This window comes from Pedobacter sp. AC190 (assembly GCF_979258025.1).
Genome location: NZ_OZ409824.1, coordinates 1,804,913 through 1,825,903, shown reverse-complemented (window position 1 = coordinate 1,825,903; position 20,991 = coordinate 1,804,913). Strand labels below are relative to the sequence as shown.

Here is a 20,991-nt window from a genome sequence, read left to right as displayed (position 1 = left end):
CAAATGTAAGAAAATGATTAATTATAGTGAAGTTTGGAACGGAGTTTGTATAAAAGTTTGAAAATTTAATATTTTGTTTAATTTTGCAGTTACTAAAAAATTAATCAATTAAATTGTTTAACCCTTAAAAAAGAAAAAAGATTATGAATTATTCTACTTTAAAGAAAAGTGTTGCACTTTCTTTAGTGGCATTAACAGGAGTAGCTACTCTTGCTGTCGCTCAAGATGCTCCTGCAACAACTTCTTCTACCAAAGTATTTGGTGGAAGAGGACAGTACAGAACTTGGTCAATCGGTGTGAACGGTGGTGTTTTAGCTCCAGTTGTTGCTATTGGCGGTTCTAACGATTTTAACCAATGGGATGTTAACTTAGGTTACGGTTTAAATATCCGTAAACAATTAGGTCATTCTTTTGCATTAGAATTGAATGGTGTTCGTGGTAAAGTTTCAGGTTCAAATGTTTCTACAAATGGTCCTATTGCTCCAGGTAGTGCAACTGCTAAAGAATACGAAACTCAATTACAATATGCTGTAGATTTACGCGGTGTTGTTAACGTTGGTTCTATCGATTTCTTACGTCGTGAGAATTCAGTAGGTTTCTTCGTTACTGCTGGTGCTGGTTATATGGCTTATGCTCCAAAAGTAACTTATACTAATGGTAGCGTTCGTGATTGGAAAGGTCAAGCTACAGGTCCTGTAGGCGATCCACATGAAGCTAAAGATTACGTAAAAGGCATGTACATTCCAGTAGGTGTTGGTGTTAAATTTAAAGTTTCTGAGCGTGTTAACTTCAACTTAGGTTACACAATGAACTTTATTGATGCTGATAACTTTGATGGAGTTTATGCTCAAGGTACTACTAAAGATAAATTCTCTTACGGTTATGCTGGTTTAGAATTCTCTTTAGGTTCTTCTGCTAAACCTAGCTTAGAGTGGACTAACCCATTAGCTACTATGTACGATGAGTTAAAAGATCCAACTTTACGTCAAGAAGTTGAAGCTTTGAAAAACCGTGTATCTGCTGTTGAAAAATCTGTTGAAGATTTGAAAAAAGATACTGATGGTGATGGTGTTGCTGATCAATTCGACAAATGCCCAGGAACTCCTGCAGGTACTGCTGTTGATGGTTCAGGATGTCCACTTCCTAAATTCGAAGCTGCTAAAGATTCTTCAACTGTAACAGGTTTTGAGAAAATTGGTTTCGATTTCAACTCTTCAGTATTAAAAACTGAGTCTTACCCTACTTTAGATAAATTATCTTCAGTGTTACGTGAAAACGGTGGTAAAGTAACTGTAAACGGTTACGCTTCAAGCGAAGGTACTGCTGCATATAACTTGAAATTATCTAAAGACAGAGCTAACTCTGTTAAAACTTACTTAGTAAACTCTGGCGTTAACGCTAGTCAAGTTGCTACTAAAGGTAATGGCGAAGCTAATCCAATTGCTTCTAACGATACTGAAGAAGGTCGTATCCAAAACCGTCGTGTTGAAACTGCTAGAAACTAGTATTTCAATATAAAATTTTAAAAAAGGGTCGCGACTTTATGTCGCGACCCTTTTTTTATTTCATACATTTGCTTTATGTACTTCTTTAGAAAAAAGGATCCGAATAGACCTAATAACATTAATATAAAGATTATGCATTTTATTAATGCATTGGCTATTTTAGTTTTTCTTGCGGGCATCATTTATAAGCTTATTCAATGGCTTACTAAATCTTAAAAATCACTACAATATTCGAAATGAAAAAAATTATTAAAACCACCAATGCACCAGCGCCAATTGGGCCATACAATCAGGCTGTATTAGCAGGAAACTTTCTTTTTGTATCTGGTCAGGTTGCTATTAATCCCGAAAATGGTGAATTAAACATCAGTAATATAGAAGAGGAAACTCATCAAGTTATGCGTAATTTAAAAGCGGTTTTGTTAGAGGCTGGCCTTGATTTCGAAAACGTTGTAAAAACCACTATCTTTTTAACTGATATGGGAACCTTTACTCAGGTAAATGAGATTTATGGAAAATACTTCACTTCAGATTTTCCTGCACGAGAAACGGTACAAGTATCGGTACTGCCTAAAAATGTTAATGTAGAAATTTCGGTAATTGCCATTGTATCATAACTTTGGTATCGAGTAAAAGCAAATACTTTTTAGCAGGCATTATTCCCTACATTATCTGGGGAACAATGTCTGTTCCGCTTAGAAATATAAAACATTTCCCACCCCAGGAAATTTTATATTATCGAATATTTATTTCCATCATTATGGTTTGGGGAACCATTCTTTTATTCAGAAGAGCAGCACTTAAAAAAGATATAATCCATGTTCGATCATTAAAAAAAGGTGAGAAAACAAAGCTGGCATTACTCACTATTTTATCTGCTGTTCTAATTACGGGCAATTGGTTTACGTATATTTTTGCAGTAAATAGTGTAAGTTTAAAGGCGGCTGCTTTTGCGTACATGGTTTGCCCGCTTATAACAGCGTTATGTGGATTTATTATTCTTAAAGAAAGGCTTACCAGAACTAAGATTATTGCAATTGCTGTAGCGTTTATAAGTATAATTTTACTCGCAACGGGTTCTTTGTATGAGGTAGCCTGGGCGGTAATTATAGCTTCATTTTATGCGCTTTATGTAATTGTTTTAAAAGTTATTAAGCAAGTAGATAAGTTTAATTTCCTAGGTGTGCAGCTAATTCTTTCTGGATTAATCATGTTGCCGATGTACTTTGTAAATTCAAATGCTTTTCCTACTGATACTTATTTTTGGACACACATTTTCTTAATTGCAATTGTTTTTACTATAATTCCGCTTTTTCTAAATTCGTATGCGCTATTGGGGATGCCATCTTCAGCCTTAGGAATTTTGATATATTTAAACCCGATAGTTGCTTTGGCAGTTGCATTTTTCTATTTTAAAGAGAAAATAGATATACATCAGTTATTTGCTTACTTGCTTTTACTGCTGTCGATAATTATTTTTAATGCACAATTGCTAAAAAGTGTTGCTTACAAGAAAGACTAATTATTTTGTTCAATTCGGTTTTAGATACTCCTGTAGAATTCATTAAAGGTGTTGGCCCAAGCAGGGCCGATGTTTTAAAAAAAGATCTTGGTCTTTTTACCTTTCAGGATATGCTTGCACATTATCCATTCCGATATATCGACAGAACAAAGTATTTCAAAATCAATCAGATTAATCTCGATTCTCAATACATTCAAATTATTGGGCGGGTCATTAGCAAAAAAGTTATTGGGGAGAAAAGAGCCAAACGGATTATTGCCGTTTTTAAAGACGAAACTGGAATAATGGAACTGGTTTGGTTTCAGAGTTTAAAGTGGGTAGAAGATAATATTGTGGTTGGTACGGCTTATGTAGCCTTTGGGAAACCAACATTGTTTAACGGTACTTTTAGTATTTCTCATCCAGAAATGGAGCTTTATCAAAATAAACCCGCTGGACGAGGTAATTTAACTTTACAGCCTGTTTATAATTCAACTGAAAAGCTTAAAAAATTTAATCTCGATTCGAAAGGATTACAGCGCTTAATAGCAGGTTTATTGGATCAGGTTATTCCGCAGGTTCCAGAGAATTTGCCACCTTATATTTTAAATAAATATCAGCTTCCAGATAAAAGAATGGCTTTGCTAAATATCCATTTTCCTAAGAACCAGAAAGATTTAAATGCTGCCGAACGAAGGCTGAAATTTGAGGAACTATTCTTTATTCAATTGCAGCTCTTGCATAATAAGCAACTGCGCCAGTTAAAATTTAAGGGTGTAACTTTTGAGAAAGTTGGCGAAAAGGTTAACCGTTTTTATAAAGAGTTTTTACCTTTCGAATTAACAAACGCCCAAAAGCGTGTTGTTAAGGAAATACGGATTGATACCCAACGCGGTGTTCAGATGAATAGGCTTGTGCAGGGCGATGTAGGAAGCGGGAAAACAGCTGTTGCTTTAATGAGTATGCTTTTGGCAAACGATAATGGCTATCAGGCTTGTATGATGGCGCCAACTGAAATTTTGGCTCGACAACATTATGCTTCCATAACTGAACTGGTAACCGATGATTTGGTTAGAGTTGCCATTTTAACTGGAAATACGAAGAAAAAGGACAGAATCATTTTACACGAACAGTTGGAAAATGGGGAAATTGATATTCTGATTGGCACACATGCTTTAATTGAAGATAAGGTTCAGTTTAAAAATTTAGGATTGGTGGTTATCGATGAGCAGCATCGTTTTGGTGTGGAACAGCGGGCGAAACTTTGGCGTAAAAATGTTATTCCTCCACATATCCTGGTAATGACTGCAACGCCAATTCCACGAACTTTGGCCATGACTTTATACGGCGACCTGGATGTTTCGGTAATTGATGAGTTACCCGCAGGAAGAAAACCAATTGAAACCAAGCATCTTTTTGAAGGTCAAAGATTGCGGATGTTTGGTTTTATGAAGCAGGAAATTGCTAAAGGCAGGCAGGTTTACATTGTTTATCCTTTAATAAAAGAAAGCGAAAAATTAGATTTGTTGCATCTGGAGGCAGGAGTAGAGCAGCTGAGCTATCAATTTCCCCGTCCAGATTATCAGATCAGCATTGTGCATGGCCAAATGCCAAACGCAGATAAACAGTTTGAAATGCAACAGTTTATTGATGGTAAAAGCCAGATTATGGTTGCAACTACGGTAATTGAGGTTGGTGTAAATGTTCCAAATGCATCGGTAATGGTTATCGAAAATGCCGAACGTTTTGGTCTTTCGCAACTGCATCAATTAAGAGGAAGGGTTGGGCGTGGTTCAGACCATTCTTTTTGTATTCTCATGAGTGGAAACAAACTCAGCAAAGAAGGTAAAGTTCGGTTAGATACCATGGTTAGAACGAATAATGGGTTCGAAATTTCGGAAATAGATTTACAACTTCGAGGGCCTGGAGATATTACCGGAACACAACAAAGTGGTGTACTTGATCTAAAACTTGCTGATTTAGCTAAAGATCAGATTATCTTATCGGAAGCTAGAAATACCGTAATCGAACTTTTTGAAACAGACCCACAGTTAGAAAAGCCTGAAAATGCTTTACTTAAAGCGCATCTCACAAAACTTGAAAGAGGAATATCATTCGATAAAATCTCTTAATATCATTTCTTGGTAAGGTTTCTAATGTAGTTTTAATTCTGTTGCGATTTTAATTTTTCAACACTTAGTTTTGCAAATAAAAATATTCAGTGGCAGATTCAGACCCCAACTCCGTTTTAACAAAGCCAGACCCATTTGCGGCTCTACGTTATAAAGAATTTCGTTCTTTTTTAGGTATGCGCTTCTTCTTTACGCTTGCTTATCAAATGCAGGCCGTTGTAATTGGTTACCATATCTACGATTTAACACACGACCCATTAAAACTTGGTTTAGTTGGCTTATGTGAGGCCATTCCAGCTATAGGAATTGCTTTGTATGGTGGTTACATTGCTGATAAGAGCGAAAAACGTGGTTTGCTTATCAAAATTTTCTCGGGCGTATGGTTCGCATCCGTTTTAATGTTGATCATAACGAGTAAATATCTTCATCTTAAAGAAGATTTAATTGTATTGATTATGTACGGTTTGGTCTTCTGCATAGGATTAGCCCGTGGTTTCTTTGGTCCCGCTACATTCTCTCTAATGGCTAAAATTGTTCCGAAAGAATTATATCCTAATTCGAGCACATGGAATAGCAGCAGCTGGCAACTGGCAACGATTATTGGTCCGTTGGTTGGTGGCTTGGTAAATTGGCTTTGGGGCATAACGGCCGCGTATAGCGTAATTGTTGTATTGGTTTCTATATCATTGATCTGTATTTTCACTTTCAAAAAGCATCCATCCACTTACGTTCCGAAAGAAAGCATCTTTCACAGCTTAAAAGAAGGGATTAACTTCGTTTTTAAAACCAAAATGATGGTTTGGGCTATGAGTTTAGATTTGTTTTCTGTATTTTTTGGCGGAGCTGTTGCCTTGTTGCCCATGTTTGCTAAAGATGTTTTTCATCTGGGTTCGTTCGGTTTGGGTATGATGCGTGGTGCTGCATCTTCTGGAGCGGTAATTACGATGTTAGCTATGACCCGTTTTTCTCCAATGGGCAAACCGTGGCGTAATTTACTTATCGCGGTAACGGGTTTTGGCCTAAGTATCATCTGTTATGGGTTGTCGAAAAACTTTTATTTAACGCTATTCTTCCTGTTTCTGGAAGGCTCGTTCGATAGTGTAAGTGTAATTATCCGTCAAACCATTATGCAGTTGCTTACGCCCGATGATATGCGAGGAAGAGTATCTGCGGTAAATAGCATGTTTATTGGTTCATCAAACGAAATAGGAGAGTTTGAATCTGGTTTATCGGCTAAATTGCTAACGTTGGTTCCAGCAGTTGTATTTGGTGGAAGCATGACAATTGGCATTGCATTTTTAACCTGGTTGAAAACAAGATCACTTACGAAGTTAAGCCTTCAAGATATAAATGAGCAAACTTCTAAAGCCGCTTAATTCTTAACCTCATCTCAACAGAAAGACAAATTAACTCAAATTGTATTTCCTATCTTCGTTGTATGCAAATTCAGGTAATAAATAGCCAAATTTCTGATATCGAAACTATTTTTCAGTTTTACGATATGGCAATTGCTCATCAAAAAAAAGTATTTAATAAACACTGGCAGGGTTTCAGCAGAAGCCTTGTAGAAACAGAAATTGCAGAAAACAGGCAATATAAAATCTTGGTTAATGGCGAGGTCGCCTGCATTTTCGCGGTAACTTTTGAAGATAAATTAATTTGGGGCGATCAGGATGTCGATTCTATTTACATTCATCGTATTGTTACGCATCCAGAGTTTAGAGGCTATTCTTTTGTTAAAAAAATTATTAAATGGGCTAAAGCACTCGCTCCGTTAAATGGCATAAAATATATCAGAATGGATACTTGGGCCGATAACGAAAAACTTTTAGCCTATTACACTGGTTGCGGTTTTGATTATGTGGGCGTAGTAACGATGCAGGAAACTGAAGGATTACCTAAACACTATGAAGGGATAAGCTTAAGCTTATTTGAGATTAAAGTATAGATTGACTGAAATCTAATTTCCAGGCATACATCCCTTCGCCTTCTGCAATTTTAATAAAGTTATTTTTCTTTAATATAGAGTAGGAAGCAACATTTTCGATCTCGGTCGATGCTGAAATACTTTTTACATTTTGCTGTTCCATTGCCCATTCTATAATCCTGGCAATAGCCTCCGTCATAAAACCACGGTTCCTAAATTCCTCATAAGTACCATAACCAATTTCGATTTCGCCATTGGCATCTGGTTCGCCAACAAAGCAAATATCACCTACCATCCTGTGGTCGGGTTTAGAAATAATAGTCCACAAAGTGTGATAGAGGTAGTTTTTATCTTTATCGAATACATTAGGCAATATGGTTTGCCACAACGCTTCCTGTAATTCGGCTGATATGTTTTTTTTTGTTGGAAAGAGATCAAACTCTTTTTCAAGGGAATGATCATCTTTAATGTATTTTAATAACTGATCGTGGTTAAGCGGTATTAAAATGAGGCGTTCCGTTTCTATCATTTCTGGTAATTTAAACGGTTGAATATAATAAGAAAAGTAATTTAACTCCTTGAAAATTAAATCAAATTTTTGTTAATTAAATTTTAATATACCTTAATTATTTGTCCAGTTATAATACCCAAAACACTTTTCTCGAATGCTTTAACAACCTTATCCATACTTACAGGAATTTCGCCAGGAAAAGCATCGAAGTAAGAAGGAGAATCTTCTACAACATTTGGGCTTACGGCATTAATACGAACGCCATTTTTAAGTTCTGCCGATGCAGCATAAACAAAAGAATTTAAGCCGCCGTTTGCAGTGCTTAATGCCGCTCCTGATAGAACAGGATGCTCAGCAAGTATTCCAGAGGTTAACGTAAACGAACCATTGTTGTTAATGTAGTGTTGCCCGATTAGAACAAGGTTGATTTGTCCTAAAAGTTTATCCAATAAGGCCTCTTTAAAATTAGTACCCGTTATTTGGCTTAATGGTGCGAAAGGGCCTTTGCCACTTGTACAAATCAATGCATCAAAGTTTCCGATCTTATCAAACATTGCCTTAATGGATTTTTCATCGGTAATATCTACCTGAATATCACCATTCGTTTTACCTACACGAATAATTTCGTGATTTTGGGAAAATGCAAACGAAACTTTTTTGCCAAGTGTTCCTGTAGCTCCAACTATAATTATTTTCATAATATTGAGTTTTTATTGAAGACTATTTAACGCCTGCTTAACTGCATTATCGTTTTGGTTTGCCGCTCTATAGTAGCCGACATCACCTAAGTAATAACGGCAAAGCAAAGCCTTCAAATCGTTTAGAATAACGGTTTTAGAATTGTATAATTGAAAACGATCGATGGTTACATTTTTGCGCTGTAAATAACCGATGAAATCCTTAAAATCAAGGTCGTTTAAGGTAAAAACATTTACATTTTGTTCAATATACGCCTGACTATATTTATTGGTGAGGGTGTTAAAAACGTAATCAGACAGTACCTTTTTGCTAACCAGGTTGCTGTAAAATTTATTATAACCAATGGTATCGAGTTTCACAAAAATATCAGGCTGAATTCCACCTGTAGTTTTCGGCTTTCTCGGCTGCGATAAATTTATGCCACCATTTTTTTCGAGGGAATCTTTAAATGAGGTTAAATCGCCTGTTAATTCGCCATCATTCATGCGTTCATCTAATTCATGCTTGTAAGCATCGTAACCTTTTTTATAAGATTTTTGAATGCTTCGCCCCGATGGTGTATAATATCTTGCAATAGTTAAATTCAATGCCGAACCATCATCAAAAGCAAATTGTTCCTGTACCAATCCTTTACCAAAAGAACGGCGACCAACAATAATTCCACGACCTAAATCCTGGATGGCTCCTGCCACAATTTCACTTGCCGACGCTGTGTTTTCGTTAATCAGAATGGCTAATTTTCCTTGTTGAAATGCACCATTGCCCGTAGAAAAGTAATCCGTACGTGGCTCGTGTTTGCCTTGGGTATAAACAATTAACTTATTTTCGGGTAAAAACTGATCGGCTAGGCCAGTTGCAGCACTAAAGTATCCTCCTCCGTTATCACGCAAATCGAGAATCAGCTTTTTCATTCCTTTTGCTTTCAGGCTTGCTGCTGCTGCACTAAAATCACTATCTGTATTTGCACCAAATTTGCTAATGCGTACGTAACCAGTTTCTGGATTTAACATATAAGCCGCATCAATGCTACTGATACTTACCTTACCTCTTGTAACCATTACACGATTTGGTAGCTGGTTTCCGCTGTGCATTAAAAGTACGTTTACACCGCTTCCAGCTTTGCCTCTAAAACGGCCTGATAGCTGATCCTTGCCTAAATTTCTTCCGCTTACAGTCGCGGTATCTATACTTAAAATTTTATCACCAAGTTTTATGCCTGCCTGGTATGCAGGGCCATCTTTAATTACGCCAGTAACCATCATGGTATCGTTAAGCATATAATATTCTATGCCGACCCCTTCAAAATTTCCCTCTAAATTATCCTGCATATCCTGTGCATTTGCAGGAGGCAGGTAAACACTATGAGGATCAAGTTGATGTAAGACGCTATCGATAGGTAAATTTTGCAAAGAATCCGTGTTAATATCATCTACATAATTTCCATTAATGATATGTAGGATTTCATCTAGTTTTGCAGAATTATTTGCAGTTAACGAAGGGCTTTTTTTAACGCCAAAGCCCTGGTCTTTGATGAATTTTATGCCCAAAAACATCCCAACTATTAAAATTACAGAATAGCTTGTCGCGATTAGGATATTATTACGGGTATTCTTTTTCATTGGCGTTATGCAAATTTATGAAAATTAGCGGGTTGATTATTTTTTTAACCACATTTTATCGTCTTTTGTTTCTAATTTTTAACATAAATTAACGCCAAAAAACCGTTCAGCTAATTTTATAACATATATTTTTCGTTTTTTAGGGTAGTTTTTAGAAAGAATTTACCGAATTTTATCAAAATTAAATTTATGAACAGAGTTACCGAGCAAGAATCAAACTACAACGACATCGATAAAATGTCGGTAATGGAAGTTCTGCAGGGCATCAACAACGAAGATAAAACTGTAGCCTTTGCAGTAGAAAAATCTTTGCCTCAGATCGAAAAACTAACTTCGGCAGTTGCCGAAAGAATGAAAAAAGGCGGTCGTCTTTTTTATATCGGAGCTGGTACGAGTGGCCGTTTAGGCGTAGTCGATGCTTCAGAATGTCCGCCTACTTATGGTGTGCCGTTTGATTGGGTTGTAGGTATTATTGCAGGTGGCGATACGGCAATTAGAAGAGCTGTTGAGTTTGCCGAAGATGATGCAGAGCAGGCCTGGAAGGATTTGCAGGAATTCGATATTAATGAAAATGATTGTTTAGTAGGCTTGGCGGCGTCGGGCACTACGCCTTATGTGGTTGGCGGCTTAAATACTGCCCGAAAACTTGGCGTTTTAACAGGATGCATTGTTTGTAATACGGGAGGCCCAATTGCGGCGGAATCTGATTTTCCAGTTGAAGTAGTGGTCGGACCTGAATATATTACAGGTTCTACTCGTATGAAATCTGGAACGGCGCAAAAACTGGTTTTAAACATGCTGAGTACCACAGTTATGGTTCAGTTAGGGCGTGTTGTTGGAAACAAAATGGTTGATATGCAGTTAACTAATAATAAATTGGTTGATAGAGGCATACAAATGGTTGCCGACGAATTAAATATTGGTTATGATGAAGCTGCCGATCTTTTATCGGTTCATGGAAGCGTACGTAAAGCGGTAGAAGCAAAGCAACAAGGAGTTAAAAGTTAAAAGCTACTTGTTTAAGGACGAATTTTCAGAAAGAACCCATATAGTTTAATTTTTAGCAAAGCCATTAGCTAGCTTTTAACCTTCAACTTTTAACTTAAAATGCACGAAATCGAACCTTATTACCAGTGGAGAGATGAATACATTTCGGCAGAAGATGAGCGTTCGCCATTTTACAATACCGAATATTCGGAACTTTACTTCGATAAACAGATTTACAATTTTTTACTCCATCCGCAGTGGGATGAATTTGGATCGAACACGCTTTACATGAAAGTGCTCTATGCAGATTACGATCGGAGTTACGCTATAATTGAATTAATCGGTGAATGGAATGATGCGATAAATAACGACATCATGCTGCTCAAACGGGATATTTTAGAGTTGATGATGGATGAAGGCATAAACAAATTCATCCTTATTGGTGAGAATGTTTTAAACTTCCATGCTTCTGATGATAGTTATTATGAAGAATGGTTTCAGGAAGTAGAAGATGGCTGGATTGTGGGCGTAAATTTCCAGGAGCACGTTATTCAGGAGTTTAAAGATAATAGCATCGATTATTATATTAATTTTGGTGGTGCTTTTGATAATCTTCCCTGGCGTACACTAAAACCGTTACAGTTCTTTAAGAAAGTTGAAGAATTACTGACAAAAAGATTGAACTAAATTGTTATTTTTAAAATCATTAAATACACAAAATAAAAAATGGAACAACAAAATTATCAATATCAGGAAAACAGCGTTTTTGTACAAGAAGGTTCTGTTTCTAAGAAATTCTTCGCAAATGTTTTCTTATGGATGTTTGTGGCATTAAGCTTATCAACAGTTGCTGCATATCTTTTCGGTACAAACGAACAATTTATGCAATACTTAATTAATATCAATCCAGAAACAGGAAAAGCTGGTATGTCAATTTTTGGCTATATTGCTATGTTTGCACCACTTGGTTTGGTTCTGCTAATGGGTTTTGGTTTAAGTAAACTTTCATACCCAGCATTAGTTGGAGTTTTTGTTTTGTATTCGGTACTAACAGGTATCAGTTTAAGCTTTATCCTTCTTGCATACACTTCAGGTTCGGTAGTAAGCTGTTTTGCAGGTGCTGCTGGTATATTTGGTATTATGGCTGTAATGGGTTACACCACAAACATCGATTTAAGTAAATTCGGACCAATTTTAATGGTTGGCGTGATCGGTTTAGTTATTGCGAGTGTTGTTAATATGTTTATTCAAAGTGAGCAATTCAGTTTATTTATGGCTTTCATCGGTATCGCTATTTTTACAGCTTTAACCGCTTACGACGTTCAAAAAATTAAACGTATTGGCGAAGGAATAGAAGCAAGTGGCGAGCAGGTTTTACAAGTAGAATCTAAGAAAATGGCCATTGTTGCAGCATTATCTTTATACTTGGATTTCTTAAACATCTTCCTTTTCTTACTTCGTATTTTCGGAAGCAGAAAGTAATCTGTAAACAGAACAATATTCTTAAGGCTATGCAGTTTTGCGTGGCCTTTGTAATTTTATTTGGTAGCAAAGCGATAATTTTTGGAATTGATGTTGCTTTGTTGCATTTTTGTATGCTTATTAAGAAAGACGGAGGGATTAGACCCAACGAAGTCTTAGCAACCTGTGCCAACAAGGTGCTACATTCTAATCTCAGCAGTGGCGAGAGCAGATAAGTTTTAGTGGTAGTTTACACGCCAACTTTTAAGATAAGCTTTTTAAGTATCAGGTATAAAGTATCAAATATAAAGACATGTTCGTCTAATATTTTTTGCTCGTTATCTGCAGTTAGATCGATGTCAAGAAATCTTGCTACTCGACACTAACAACTTTCTACTAGAAACAACAAATGAGCATTAGAGAAGAATTAGAAAAACGTATTTTGGTAATCGATGGTGCGATGGGTACCATGATTCAGCGTTATACTTTAACGGAAGAAGATTTTAGAGGGGAGAGATTTAAAAATCATCCTTGTGATGTTAAAGGCAATAACGATTTGCTAAACATTACACGCCCTGATATTATCAAAGCCATACACCTCGAATATCTAACATCGGGCGCTGATATTATCGAAACCAATACCTTCAGTACGCAACGTATTTCCATGGCCGATTACCAGATGGAGGATTTGTCTTACGAGATGAGTTTCGAAGGTTCGAGAGTTGCAAAGGAAGCGGTTGATGAGTTTATGTCCAAGAATCCTGATCGGAAATGTTTCGTTGCTGGCGCTATTGGCCCAACTAATCGTACCCTTTCTATGTCGCCAAACGTAAATGACCCTGGTTACAGAGCCGTTTATTTTGATGAATTAGAAGAAGCTTATTACGAGCAGGTACGTGGCTTAGTGGATGGGGGTGCAGATGTACTCTTAATTGAAACCATTTTTGATACTTTAAATGCTAAAGTGGCTATTGTAGCCATCAAAAAATACGAAGAAGTAATTGGGCGGAAACTGGAAATTATGATTTCTGGTACCATTACCGACGCTTCGGGCAGAACTTTATCTGGACAAACTGCAGAAGCTTTCTTAAATTCTGTGATGCATGCAAAACCCTTAAGTATCGGTTTTAACTGTGCTTTAGGGGCAAAAGAAATGCGCCCTCACATTGAAGAATTGGCAAAGAAAGCAGGTTGTTATGTATCAGCTTATCCAAATGCAGGCTTGCCAAATGAGTTTGGTGCTTATGATGAGCAACCGCATGAAACCGCACACTTGGTTGATGATTTTATTGCATCAGGTTTTGTAAATATTGTGGGTGGTTGTTGTGGCACAACGCCAGAACATATTGGTTGTATTGCCAATAATGCAAGAAAAGCAGCTCCACGAAAATTACCAATAATTGAGCCTTTTATGCGTTTAAGCGGCTTGGAACCAGTAACTATTAAACCAGATAGCATTTTCGTTAACGTTGGGGAGAGAACGAACATCACAGGTTCTCCAAAGTTTTCTAAATTGATTTTAGGCGGAGATTACGAAGCTGCTCTTGCCGTTGCCTTGCAACAGGTAGAAGGTGGCGCACAGGTAATTGATGTGAATATGGATGAAGGTATGCTCGATTCAGAAGCAGCCATGACCAAATTCTTAAACCTCATTGCTTCAGAACCTGATATTGCCAAATTGCCAATCATGGTCGATTCTTCTAAATGGTCGGTTATTGAAAATGGTTTGAAGTGCTTGCAGGGAAAAGGAATTGTAAACTCGATTTCACTTAAAGAAGGCGAAGATAAATTCAGAGAGAGCGCCCGTAAAATTATGCAATACGGTGCTGCGGTAGTGGTAATGGCTTTCGATGAACAAGGACAAGCCGATAATTACGAACGTAGAAAAGAGATTTGTAAAAGAAGTTATGATATTTTGGTGAGTGAAATTGGTTTTCCTCCTGAGGATATCATTTTCGACCCGAATATTTTAACCGTTGCAACGGGATTGGAGGAGCATAATAACTACGCTGTTGACTTTATAAATGCCACAAGGTGGATCAAAGAAAATCTGCCACATGCAAAAGTGAGTGGTGGAGTTTCGAATATTTCATTTTCTTTCAGAGGAAATAATACTGTTCGCGAAGCGATGCATTCTGCCTTTTTGTATCATGCCATTCAGGCGGGTTTAGATATGGGCATTGTAAACGCTGGTATGTTAGAGGTTTATCAGGAAATTCCACCTGAGCTTTTAGAGCGTGTGGAAGACGTTTTGCTTAACCGCAGAGATGATGCTACCGAACGATTGGTTGAATATGCCGATACCATAAAAAGTAAAGGTAAAGAAGTCGTTCGAGATGAAGAATGGAGAAAAGGAACGGTGGAAGAGAGGTTATCGCATTCGCTTGTAAAAGGAATTGTAGAATACCTGGATGATGATGTTGAAGAGGCTCGTCAGAAATATCCCCGTCCGATTCAGGTTATTGAAGGTCCGTTAATGGATGGGATGAATATTGTAGGAGATTTATTTGGCGCAGGCAAAATGTTTCTACCGCAGGTGGTAAAATCGGCAAGGGTAATGAAAAAAGCCGTGGCCTATTTATTACCATTTATTGAGCAGGAAAAGTTAGATAATCCAGACCAAAATCAAAGTTCATCAGCGGGTAGGGTTTTAATGGCTACGGTTAAAGGTGATGTACATGATATTGGAAAGAATATTGTAGGCGTAGTATTGGCTTGTAATAACTTTGAAATTGTAGATATGGGTGTAATGGTTCCTGCACAGGAAATCATTAAAAAAGCCAAAGAAATCAATGCCGATATAATTGGCTTAAGTGGTTTAATTACACCATCGTTAGATGAAATGGTTCACTTCGCCAAAGAAATGGAGCGTGAGAATTTTACCATTCCTTTAATTATTGGTGGAGCAACAACTTCTCGTATTCACGCTGCAGTTAAGGTAGCGCCAAATTATTCGGGGCCTGCCATTCACGTTTTAGATGCTTCGAGGAGCGTTACCGTTTGTAGCACCTTAATGAATCCTGAAACAAAAGATGAATATGTTGCAGGCATCAGGGCTGAATATGATAAAGCACGTGAAGCGCATTTAAACAAACGTTCTGATAAACGTTTTAAAACGCTTGAACAGGCTCGAGAAAATAAATTCAAAATCGATTTTGAGCAAAACCTTCCAGTTCCTGAATTTACAGGCACCAGGGTTTTCGATAATTATCCTTTGGAAGAATTGGTTCCATATATCGATTGGACACCATTTTTCCATACCTGGGAACTTCGCGGAAGTTATCCGAAAATATTTGATGATAAAAATGTTGGCGATGAAGCCAAAAAGCTATTTGATGATGCGCAAACTTTGTTAAAACGCATTTTGGACGGTAAGTTGCTAACAGCCAGGGCTGTAATTGGTTTTTGGCCTGCTAATACGGTTGGTGATGATATTCAGTTGTCTGTTGACGGTGATGAGTTACCAGCTAACGCTCAACATGCAACAGGTGATAAGCAAATGGTTACCATTCACACGCTTCGTCAACAGGCAGAGAAAGTAGATGGACAACCGTACTATGCCTTATCCGATTTTATCGCACCAAAAGAGAGTGGAATACAAGATTATTTTGGTGGTTTTGCTTTAACTGCGGGTATTGGGATAGATGCTTTGGTTGAGGAATTTGAATCGAATCACGATGATTACAACAGCATTATGGCCAAGGCTTTGGCCGATCGTTTGGCTGAAGCATTTGCCGAGCGTATGCACGAACGTGTGCGTAAAGAGTTCTGGGGTTATGCAAAAGAAGAAAACCTGAGCAATTCTGAATTAATTAAGGAAGAGTATGCAGGAATTCGTCCAGCGCCAGGCTATCCTGCCTGTCCTGAGCATACCGAGAAAGGAACTCTGTTCGCATTACTTGATGCAGAAAATAAAATCGATTTACATTTAACTGAAAGTTACGCCATGTATCCAACTGCTGCGGTAAGCGGTTTCTACTTTGCTCATCCACAATCAAGATATTTTGGTTTAGGAAAAATTACAAAAGATCAGATTGATGATTATTCCATTCGTAAAGATATGTCGGTTGAAGAGGTAGAAAGATGGCTTTCGCCGAATTTAGCCTATTAGTTTTTTGGTTGTTTAGTTTATAGTTGTCTGGATTGCATGATTTTTAATTACTAATATGGCGTATCAAAAATATACTGAATTGGAGGTTTGGAAAAAGGCTCGACAGTTTGCTACATATATTTATAATCTTACATTTTCTTTTCCTAAGGAAGAAACCTATGGGTTAATTTCTCAAATAAGGAGATGTGCAGTTTCGGTTCCTTCAAATATTGCAGAGGGTTCTGGAAGACAACATCCAAAAGAAACTGTTCAGTTTTTAGCGATTGCTAGAGGATCATTATATGAATTGGAAACTCAAATTTATGTTTCTTTTGATATTGGGTTTGTTTCTGAATTACAACTAAACGATTGTCTTTCCCAAATAAAAGTATTGGGTAAATTGACTAATGGTTACATAAGATTTTTACATAAAGAATATATTAGGTAATTGCGTTTTACGATGAAGTTTGAAATAGCCTATTTATCTAAAAAACCAATAACCAAACAACTAATTAACCAATGAAGATTACAGACCATATAAAAAACGCAAAGGGTAAAACCTTATTCTCTTTTGAATTATTACCGCCGATAAAAGGACAAAGTATTCAGTGGATTTATGATGCCATTGATCCGCTTTTGGAATTTAACCCGCCTTTTATCGATGTGACTTCACTCCGCGAAGATTATATTTACAAAGAGCAGGAAAATGGCTTGTTGCAGAAGGTTTCTTACCGTAAGCGTCCAGGAACTATTGCCATTTGTGCGGCAATCATTCATAAATATAAAATTGATGCCGTTCCGCATTTAATTTGTGGTGGTTTTACCAAAGAAGAAACAGAGAATGCACTTATCGATTTGCAGTTTTTAGGAATCGATAACGTTTTAGCTTTACGTGGTGATGCCCGTGCAGCCGATCATTCTTTCGTGCCTACTAAAGGCGGACATTGTTATGCAACAGATTTGATTGAACACATCAAAAATCACAATGATGGTAAGTTTCTACACGAAGATATTGAAACGTTTAAAAGTGATTTCTGTATAGGCGTTGCAGGTTACCCTGAAAAGCACTTTGAAGCACCAAACTTAAATGCCGACTTTAAATATTTGAAGAAAAAGGTAGATATGGGCGCCGAATTTATCGTAACTCAAATGTTTTTTGACAATCAGAAGTACTTCGATTTTGTTAAAAAATGTAGAGAGAATGATATTAATGTGCCGATTATCCCAGGTTTGAAACCAATCAGTACGCTTACACAGTTAAATGTTTTGCCAAAAATCTTCCACATCGATTTACCTGATGAATTAACGGATGCATTATCTCACGCAAAAAATAATGCTGAAGCGAAAGAAATTGGTACAGAAGCCATGATTAAGCAATGTAAAGAGCTTATGGAATTTGGCGCACCTGTATTGCATTTTTATACTATGGGAAGGCCAGAACAAACTAAGCAAATCGCAAGAGCAATATTTTAATCAAGCAGTCGTAGTGTTTTTGGCGTTTTAACACGCTGTAAGCTATATCTTTTTAGCTGTCCTTCGACTTCGCTCAGGATGACAGCTAAAAAGGATGCCGCTTCATCGTTAAAGCAAACCTAACAACAAGCCAGTCTTTGAGCAATTTAAACGACGATTTACAAAACCTTGAAGCAATACCTTTAGAAAATTTCAGTAATCTAAATTTTCTTCCCGAAAACTTCCGCCGTTAAAAAGCTTTATCAGCATGGTTTACTTTAAGAGTTATGGTAAATGTGGATATCGGCAAATTGTAGAAAGCAATGTAAACATGGCCCAATTATTTGCAAGCTTTATAAACGACAACTTTGTTTTATTAGCGCCTGTTCGTTTAAATGCGGTTTGTTTTTCTTTAACAAATGAAAACTTGGTATCTGATTCGTTAATAGAATGAATGCCACTGTGAAGGTATTTGTTATCTCAACCTTCTACAATAGGAAGAAAGGAATAAGAGCGGCTTTTGTAAATTATAGAGCAACAGCTGCAGATATTGACTTCGCTAAAACCGAAATGCTTAAAATTTTGACAGAACTTTAACTTAAAAATTCTATTTTAAGCCCAGAGGTTTTATCTTTGTAACCATGAACGCAGGTATTTTCAAATACATTTTAATCTGCTGTTTTGCTTTAACATTACTTTTTAAGGCAAGCGGTGCATTATCTGTTTTCAAAAAATCAGTTAGCCAAATCGAGTATTCTGAATCAGATAAAGAATCAACAGAAAAGGAAGAAAAACAAGTTGAAGCTGAATACTTGTACGATCATTTGGTTTCTTATCACGATTTGAAATCACCTGTTTTGATTCCAACAAAGGTTTTACTGCCCTTAAATTTCTTTATACCTGCATATTTTCCTGAGGTTTTAACACCTCCTCCTTCATCATTGGTTTAATTTCTTAATTAAACTGTTACGACTTAATACCGTAGCCTATTCTTTTACATTTAATAATTCTATCATAATATGAAACGAGCAATTTCATTATCATTTGCGGTATTTTTAATATCTGCATCTTTAAAAATTAGTGCACAAGAAGTTGCACAAACAAATATTAAGCCCATAAATAATTCAGTTTCTGTGGTTACACAGTTACAACCAGTAAGTTTTAATTACGATAAACAATGGGCGGATAAGCTGAAAATCTCAGACAAATCGCAATTTGGTTTCGTAACAGCTGATGTGCAGAAAGTATTGCCAGCTTTGGTTACCAAAACCGCTAAGGATTATTCGTCTGGTAAAAATTCTTTCCGTTCGGCTACTGTATCAAAAGTTGATTATGAAAGCCTTATTCCACTTTTAGTGGGGAGTATTAAAGAGCAGCAAGAACAAATTGAACAATTAAAGAAAGAGATTAATGTGTTAAAATCTCGAAATACAAGATAGTTTTTTAGTTTAATAGGTTGGTTTGGCCAGGATATTAATATTCTGGCCTTTTTTGTTTTTAATGAATCCTGTTTACCTTGCAAAAAATACCATACACGGATTTAAGTAAATCAAATGGCTTAAGTTTATCCAACATTTATTTATGAGAAATATATTAATTGCCTTTTTTATAGTAATCGGTTTTACAAAGAAAACAATTGCTCAAGAAATTATTACACCTGCAATTCCAAAACCTGAAAGAGAATTTCGGGCGGCATGGGTAGCATCGGTTGCTAATATCAATTGGCCAAGTAAACCAGGTTTATCTACGCAGCAACAGCAAGATGAGGCCATTGCTTTGCTGGATATGTTGAAGAAAAATAACTTCAATGCGGTAATATTTCAGGTTAGGCCGCAAGCCGATGCTTTATACAAGAGTAATCTTGAGCCTTGGTCTTACTTTTTAACTGGAAAGCAGGGGCAGGCTCCTAAACCTTATTACGATCCTCTAGAATTTTGGATAGAAGCTGCTCACGAAAGGGGATTAGAATTACATGTTTGGCTAAATCCATATCGTGCTCATCATATTTCTGGAGGTCAGCCATCTGAGTTTTCGGTTGTTAAAAAACACCCAGAACTGGTGTATAAATTAAAACAGGGTTATTGGTGGCTTGATCCTTCAAAAAAAGGAACACAAGATTTATCGGCTGCCGTAGTTAAAGATATAGTGAAACGTTATGATATTGATGGTGTTCATTTTGACGATTACTTTTATCCTTATGCTGAATATAATGGTGGAGAAGATTTCCCCGATTCGGCAAGTTATGCTGAGTATCAAAAAACTGGAGGCCGATTAGAACGTGGAGATTGGCGAAGAGAACAGGTTAATGTGTTTATTCAAAGAATTTATAAAACGATAAAAGAAGAAAAAAAACAAGTAAAATTTGGCATAAGTCCTTTTGGAATTTGGCGTCCAGGCTTCCCTGAATCTATTAAGGGATTCGACCAATACGATAAACTTTACGCGGATGCGAAACTCTGGCTAAATGAGGGTTGGATTGATTATTTTATGCCTCAATTATATTGGCAAGTAAACAACATTCCTCAAAGTTTTCCTGTGTTGCTAGGTTGGTGGCAATCAGAAAACACTAAACAACGTCATCTTTGGCCTGGAATGAACAGCGGAATTGGTGGCGGAGATAAAAATAGCGATGAAATTATTAATCAAATTATGATTACCAGAGGTATCCTGCCAAAATCGCCAGGTGCAGCGCACTGGAGCATTGCTGCTTTATTAACCCACGAAAGTTTACGAAACGATTTACTTAAAGGTCCATATAAAAATGAAGCTTTGGTGCCTGAATCGCCTTGGCTGGATAATGAAAAACCGATTGCACCTAAAGTTTCCACAGAAGATCGAATGACGGATATTTATATTAAGTGGAACCCTGCAAATGAAAAAGATGATTTTAAATATGTTGTTTATACCAACTACGGTGGTAAATGGAGTTACGTTATTCTGAATTATAAGAGCAGATTTTTACAGGTTCCAAAATCCATATTTGCCGATGCAGCAAAATTGGTTTCTCAGAAGCTACAGGGAATAGCCGTTACTGCAATCGACAGGACTGGGAATGAAAGTGTTGTTCGAATTGAGCAAGTGTTTTAAGGATTCAAAGTCCTTAGTTT

General features: G+C 36.9%; 19 protein-coding genes and 1 riboswitch. Of the genes, 16 read left to right on the top strand and 3 right to left on the bottom strand.

Going from position 1 to position 20,991, the window contains the following annotated elements; genetic code table 11:
* The first annotated feature begins 143 nt into the window (after positions 1 to 143).
* The 7 genes from ACZZZI_RS07975 (at position 144) to ACZZZI_RS07945 (ending at position 7,086) form a co-directional block, all read left to right on the top strand.
* The gene (locus tag ACZZZI_RS07975) at positions 144 to 1,505 is read left to right on the top strand and encodes an OmpA family protein (RefSeq protein WP_424059944.1); all 1,362 of its coding nucleotides are present in this window, start codon (positions 144 to 146) and stop codon (positions 1,503 to 1,505) included.
* 75 nt (positions 1,506 to 1,580) lie between these two features.
* A complete protein-coding gene (locus ACZZZI_RS07970; RefSeq protein WP_316762719.1) occupies positions 1,581 to 1,721 on the top strand; it encodes a DUF6728 family protein in 141 nt (46 codons plus the stop codon).
* A gap of 20 nt (positions 1,722 to 1,741) precedes the next feature.
* Positions 1,742 to 2,122, top strand: a complete 381-nt coding sequence (locus ACZZZI_RS07965) for a RidA family protein (protein WP_344769861.1) — start codon at positions 1,742 to 1,744, stop codon at positions 2,120 to 2,122.
* 2 nt (positions 2,123 to 2,124) lie between these two features.
* The gene (locus ACZZZI_RS07960; RefSeq protein ID WP_463489114.1) at positions 2,125 to 3,027 is read left to right on the top strand and encodes an EamA family transporter; all 903 of its coding nucleotides are present in this window, start codon (positions 2,125 to 2,127) and stop codon (positions 3,025 to 3,027) included.
* A 5-nt stretch (positions 3,028 to 3,032) separates the two neighbouring features.
* Positions 3,033 to 5,138, top strand: a complete 2,106-nt coding sequence (recG, locus tag ACZZZI_RS07955) for an ATP-dependent DNA helicase RecG (RefSeq protein ID WP_463489113.1) — start codon at positions 3,033 to 3,035, stop codon at positions 5,136 to 5,138.
* Positions 5,139 to 5,227: 89 nt separating this feature from the next.
* Complete coding sequence (locus tag ACZZZI_RS07950; RefSeq protein WP_344769864.1) at positions 5,228 to 6,514, top strand: MFS transporter; 1,287 nt, start codon at positions 5,228 to 5,230, stop codon at positions 6,512 to 6,514.
* A gap of 62 nt (positions 6,515 to 6,576) precedes the next feature.
* A complete protein-coding gene (locus tag ACZZZI_RS07945) occupies positions 6,577 to 7,086 on the top strand; it encodes a GNAT family N-acetyltransferase (protein ID WP_463489112.1) in 510 nt (169 codons plus the stop codon).
* Here ACZZZI_RS07945 and ACZZZI_RS07940 read toward each other — a convergent pair.
* From ACZZZI_RS07940 to ACZZZI_RS07930, 3 genes are all read right to left on the bottom strand, one after another.
* Positions 7,076 to 7,594: a GNAT family N-acetyltransferase gene (locus ACZZZI_RS07940; RefSeq protein ID WP_463489111.1), complete on the bottom strand. Its 519-nt coding sequence runs from the start codon at positions 7,592 to 7,594 to the stop codon at positions 7,076 to 7,078. The genes ACZZZI_RS07945 and ACZZZI_RS07940 overlap by 11 nt on opposite strands.
* Before the next feature lie 83 nt (positions 7,595 to 7,677).
* Positions 7,678 to 8,274, bottom strand: coding sequence for a short chain dehydrogenase (locus ACZZZI_RS07935; protein WP_463489110.1), 597 nt, complete (start codon positions 8,272 to 8,274; stop codon positions 7,678 to 7,680).
* A 12-nt stretch (positions 8,275 to 8,286) separates the two neighbouring features.
* Positions 8,287 to 9,894, bottom strand: a complete 1,608-nt coding sequence (locus ACZZZI_RS07930; protein WP_316762696.1) for a S41 family peptidase — start codon at positions 9,892 to 9,894, stop codon at positions 8,287 to 8,289.
* 189 nt (positions 9,895 to 10,083) lie between these two features.
* Here ACZZZI_RS07930 and murQ point away from each other — a divergent pair, with 189 nt between their 5' ends.
* The 9 genes from murQ (at position 10,084) to ACZZZI_RS07885 (ending at position 20,971) form a co-directional block, all read left to right on the top strand.
* Positions 10,084 to 10,902: an N-acetylmuramic acid 6-phosphate etherase gene (gene murQ, locus ACZZZI_RS07925; RefSeq protein ID WP_463489109.1), complete on the top strand. Its 819-nt coding sequence runs from the start codon at positions 10,084 to 10,086 to the stop codon at positions 10,900 to 10,902.
* 99 nt (positions 10,903 to 11,001) lie between these two features.
* Entirely contained in the window at positions 11,002 to 11,568 is a 567-nt protein-coding gene (locus ACZZZI_RS07920; protein ID WP_316762690.1) for a hypothetical protein, read from the top strand.
* Positions 11,569 to 11,607: 39 nt separating this feature from the next.
* Positions 11,608 to 12,363, top strand: coding sequence for a Bax inhibitor-1/YccA family protein (locus ACZZZI_RS07915; RefSeq protein ID WP_316762684.1), 756 nt, complete (start codon positions 11,608 to 11,610; stop codon positions 12,361 to 12,363).
* Positions 12,364 to 12,477: 114 nt separating this feature from the next.
* Positions 12,478 to 12,581: riboswitch (SAM riboswitch) on the top strand.
* Positions 12,582 to 12,751: 170 nt separating this feature from the next.
* Complete coding sequence (gene metH, locus ACZZZI_RS07910; protein ID WP_463489108.1) at positions 12,752 to 16,453, top strand: methionine synthase; 3,702 nt, start codon at positions 12,752 to 12,754, stop codon at positions 16,451 to 16,453.
* Positions 16,454 to 16,508: 55 nt separating this feature from the next.
* Entirely contained in the window at positions 16,509 to 16,880 is a 372-nt protein-coding gene (locus ACZZZI_RS07905) for a four helix bundle protein (protein ID WP_463489107.1), read from the top strand.
* 71 nt (positions 16,881 to 16,951) lie between these two features.
* A complete protein-coding gene (gene metF / locus ACZZZI_RS07900) occupies positions 16,952 to 17,905 on the top strand; it encodes a methylenetetrahydrofolate reductase [NAD(P)H] (RefSeq protein WP_344769873.1) in 954 nt (317 codons plus the stop codon).
* 620 nt (positions 17,906 to 18,525) lie between these two features.
* On the top strand, positions 18,526 to 18,834 hold the full coding sequence (locus ACZZZI_RS07895; protein ID WP_424059501.1) for a hypothetical protein: 309 nt from the start codon (positions 18,526 to 18,528) through the stop codon (positions 18,832 to 18,834).
* A gap of 69 nt (positions 18,835 to 18,903) precedes the next feature.
* Positions 18,904 to 19,323 (top strand): tail fiber domain-containing protein, encoded by a 420-nt coding sequence (locus ACZZZI_RS07890; protein WP_316762665.1) that lies wholly within the window; start codon positions 18,904 to 18,906, stop codon positions 19,321 to 19,323.
* 142 nt (positions 19,324 to 19,465) lie between these two features.
* The gene (locus ACZZZI_RS07885) at positions 19,466 to 20,971 is read left to right on the top strand and encodes a glycoside hydrolase family 10 protein (RefSeq protein ID WP_463489106.1); all 1,506 of its coding nucleotides are present in this window, start codon (positions 19,466 to 19,468) and stop codon (positions 20,969 to 20,971) included.
* Positions 20,972 to 20,991 lie beyond the last annotated feature (20 nt).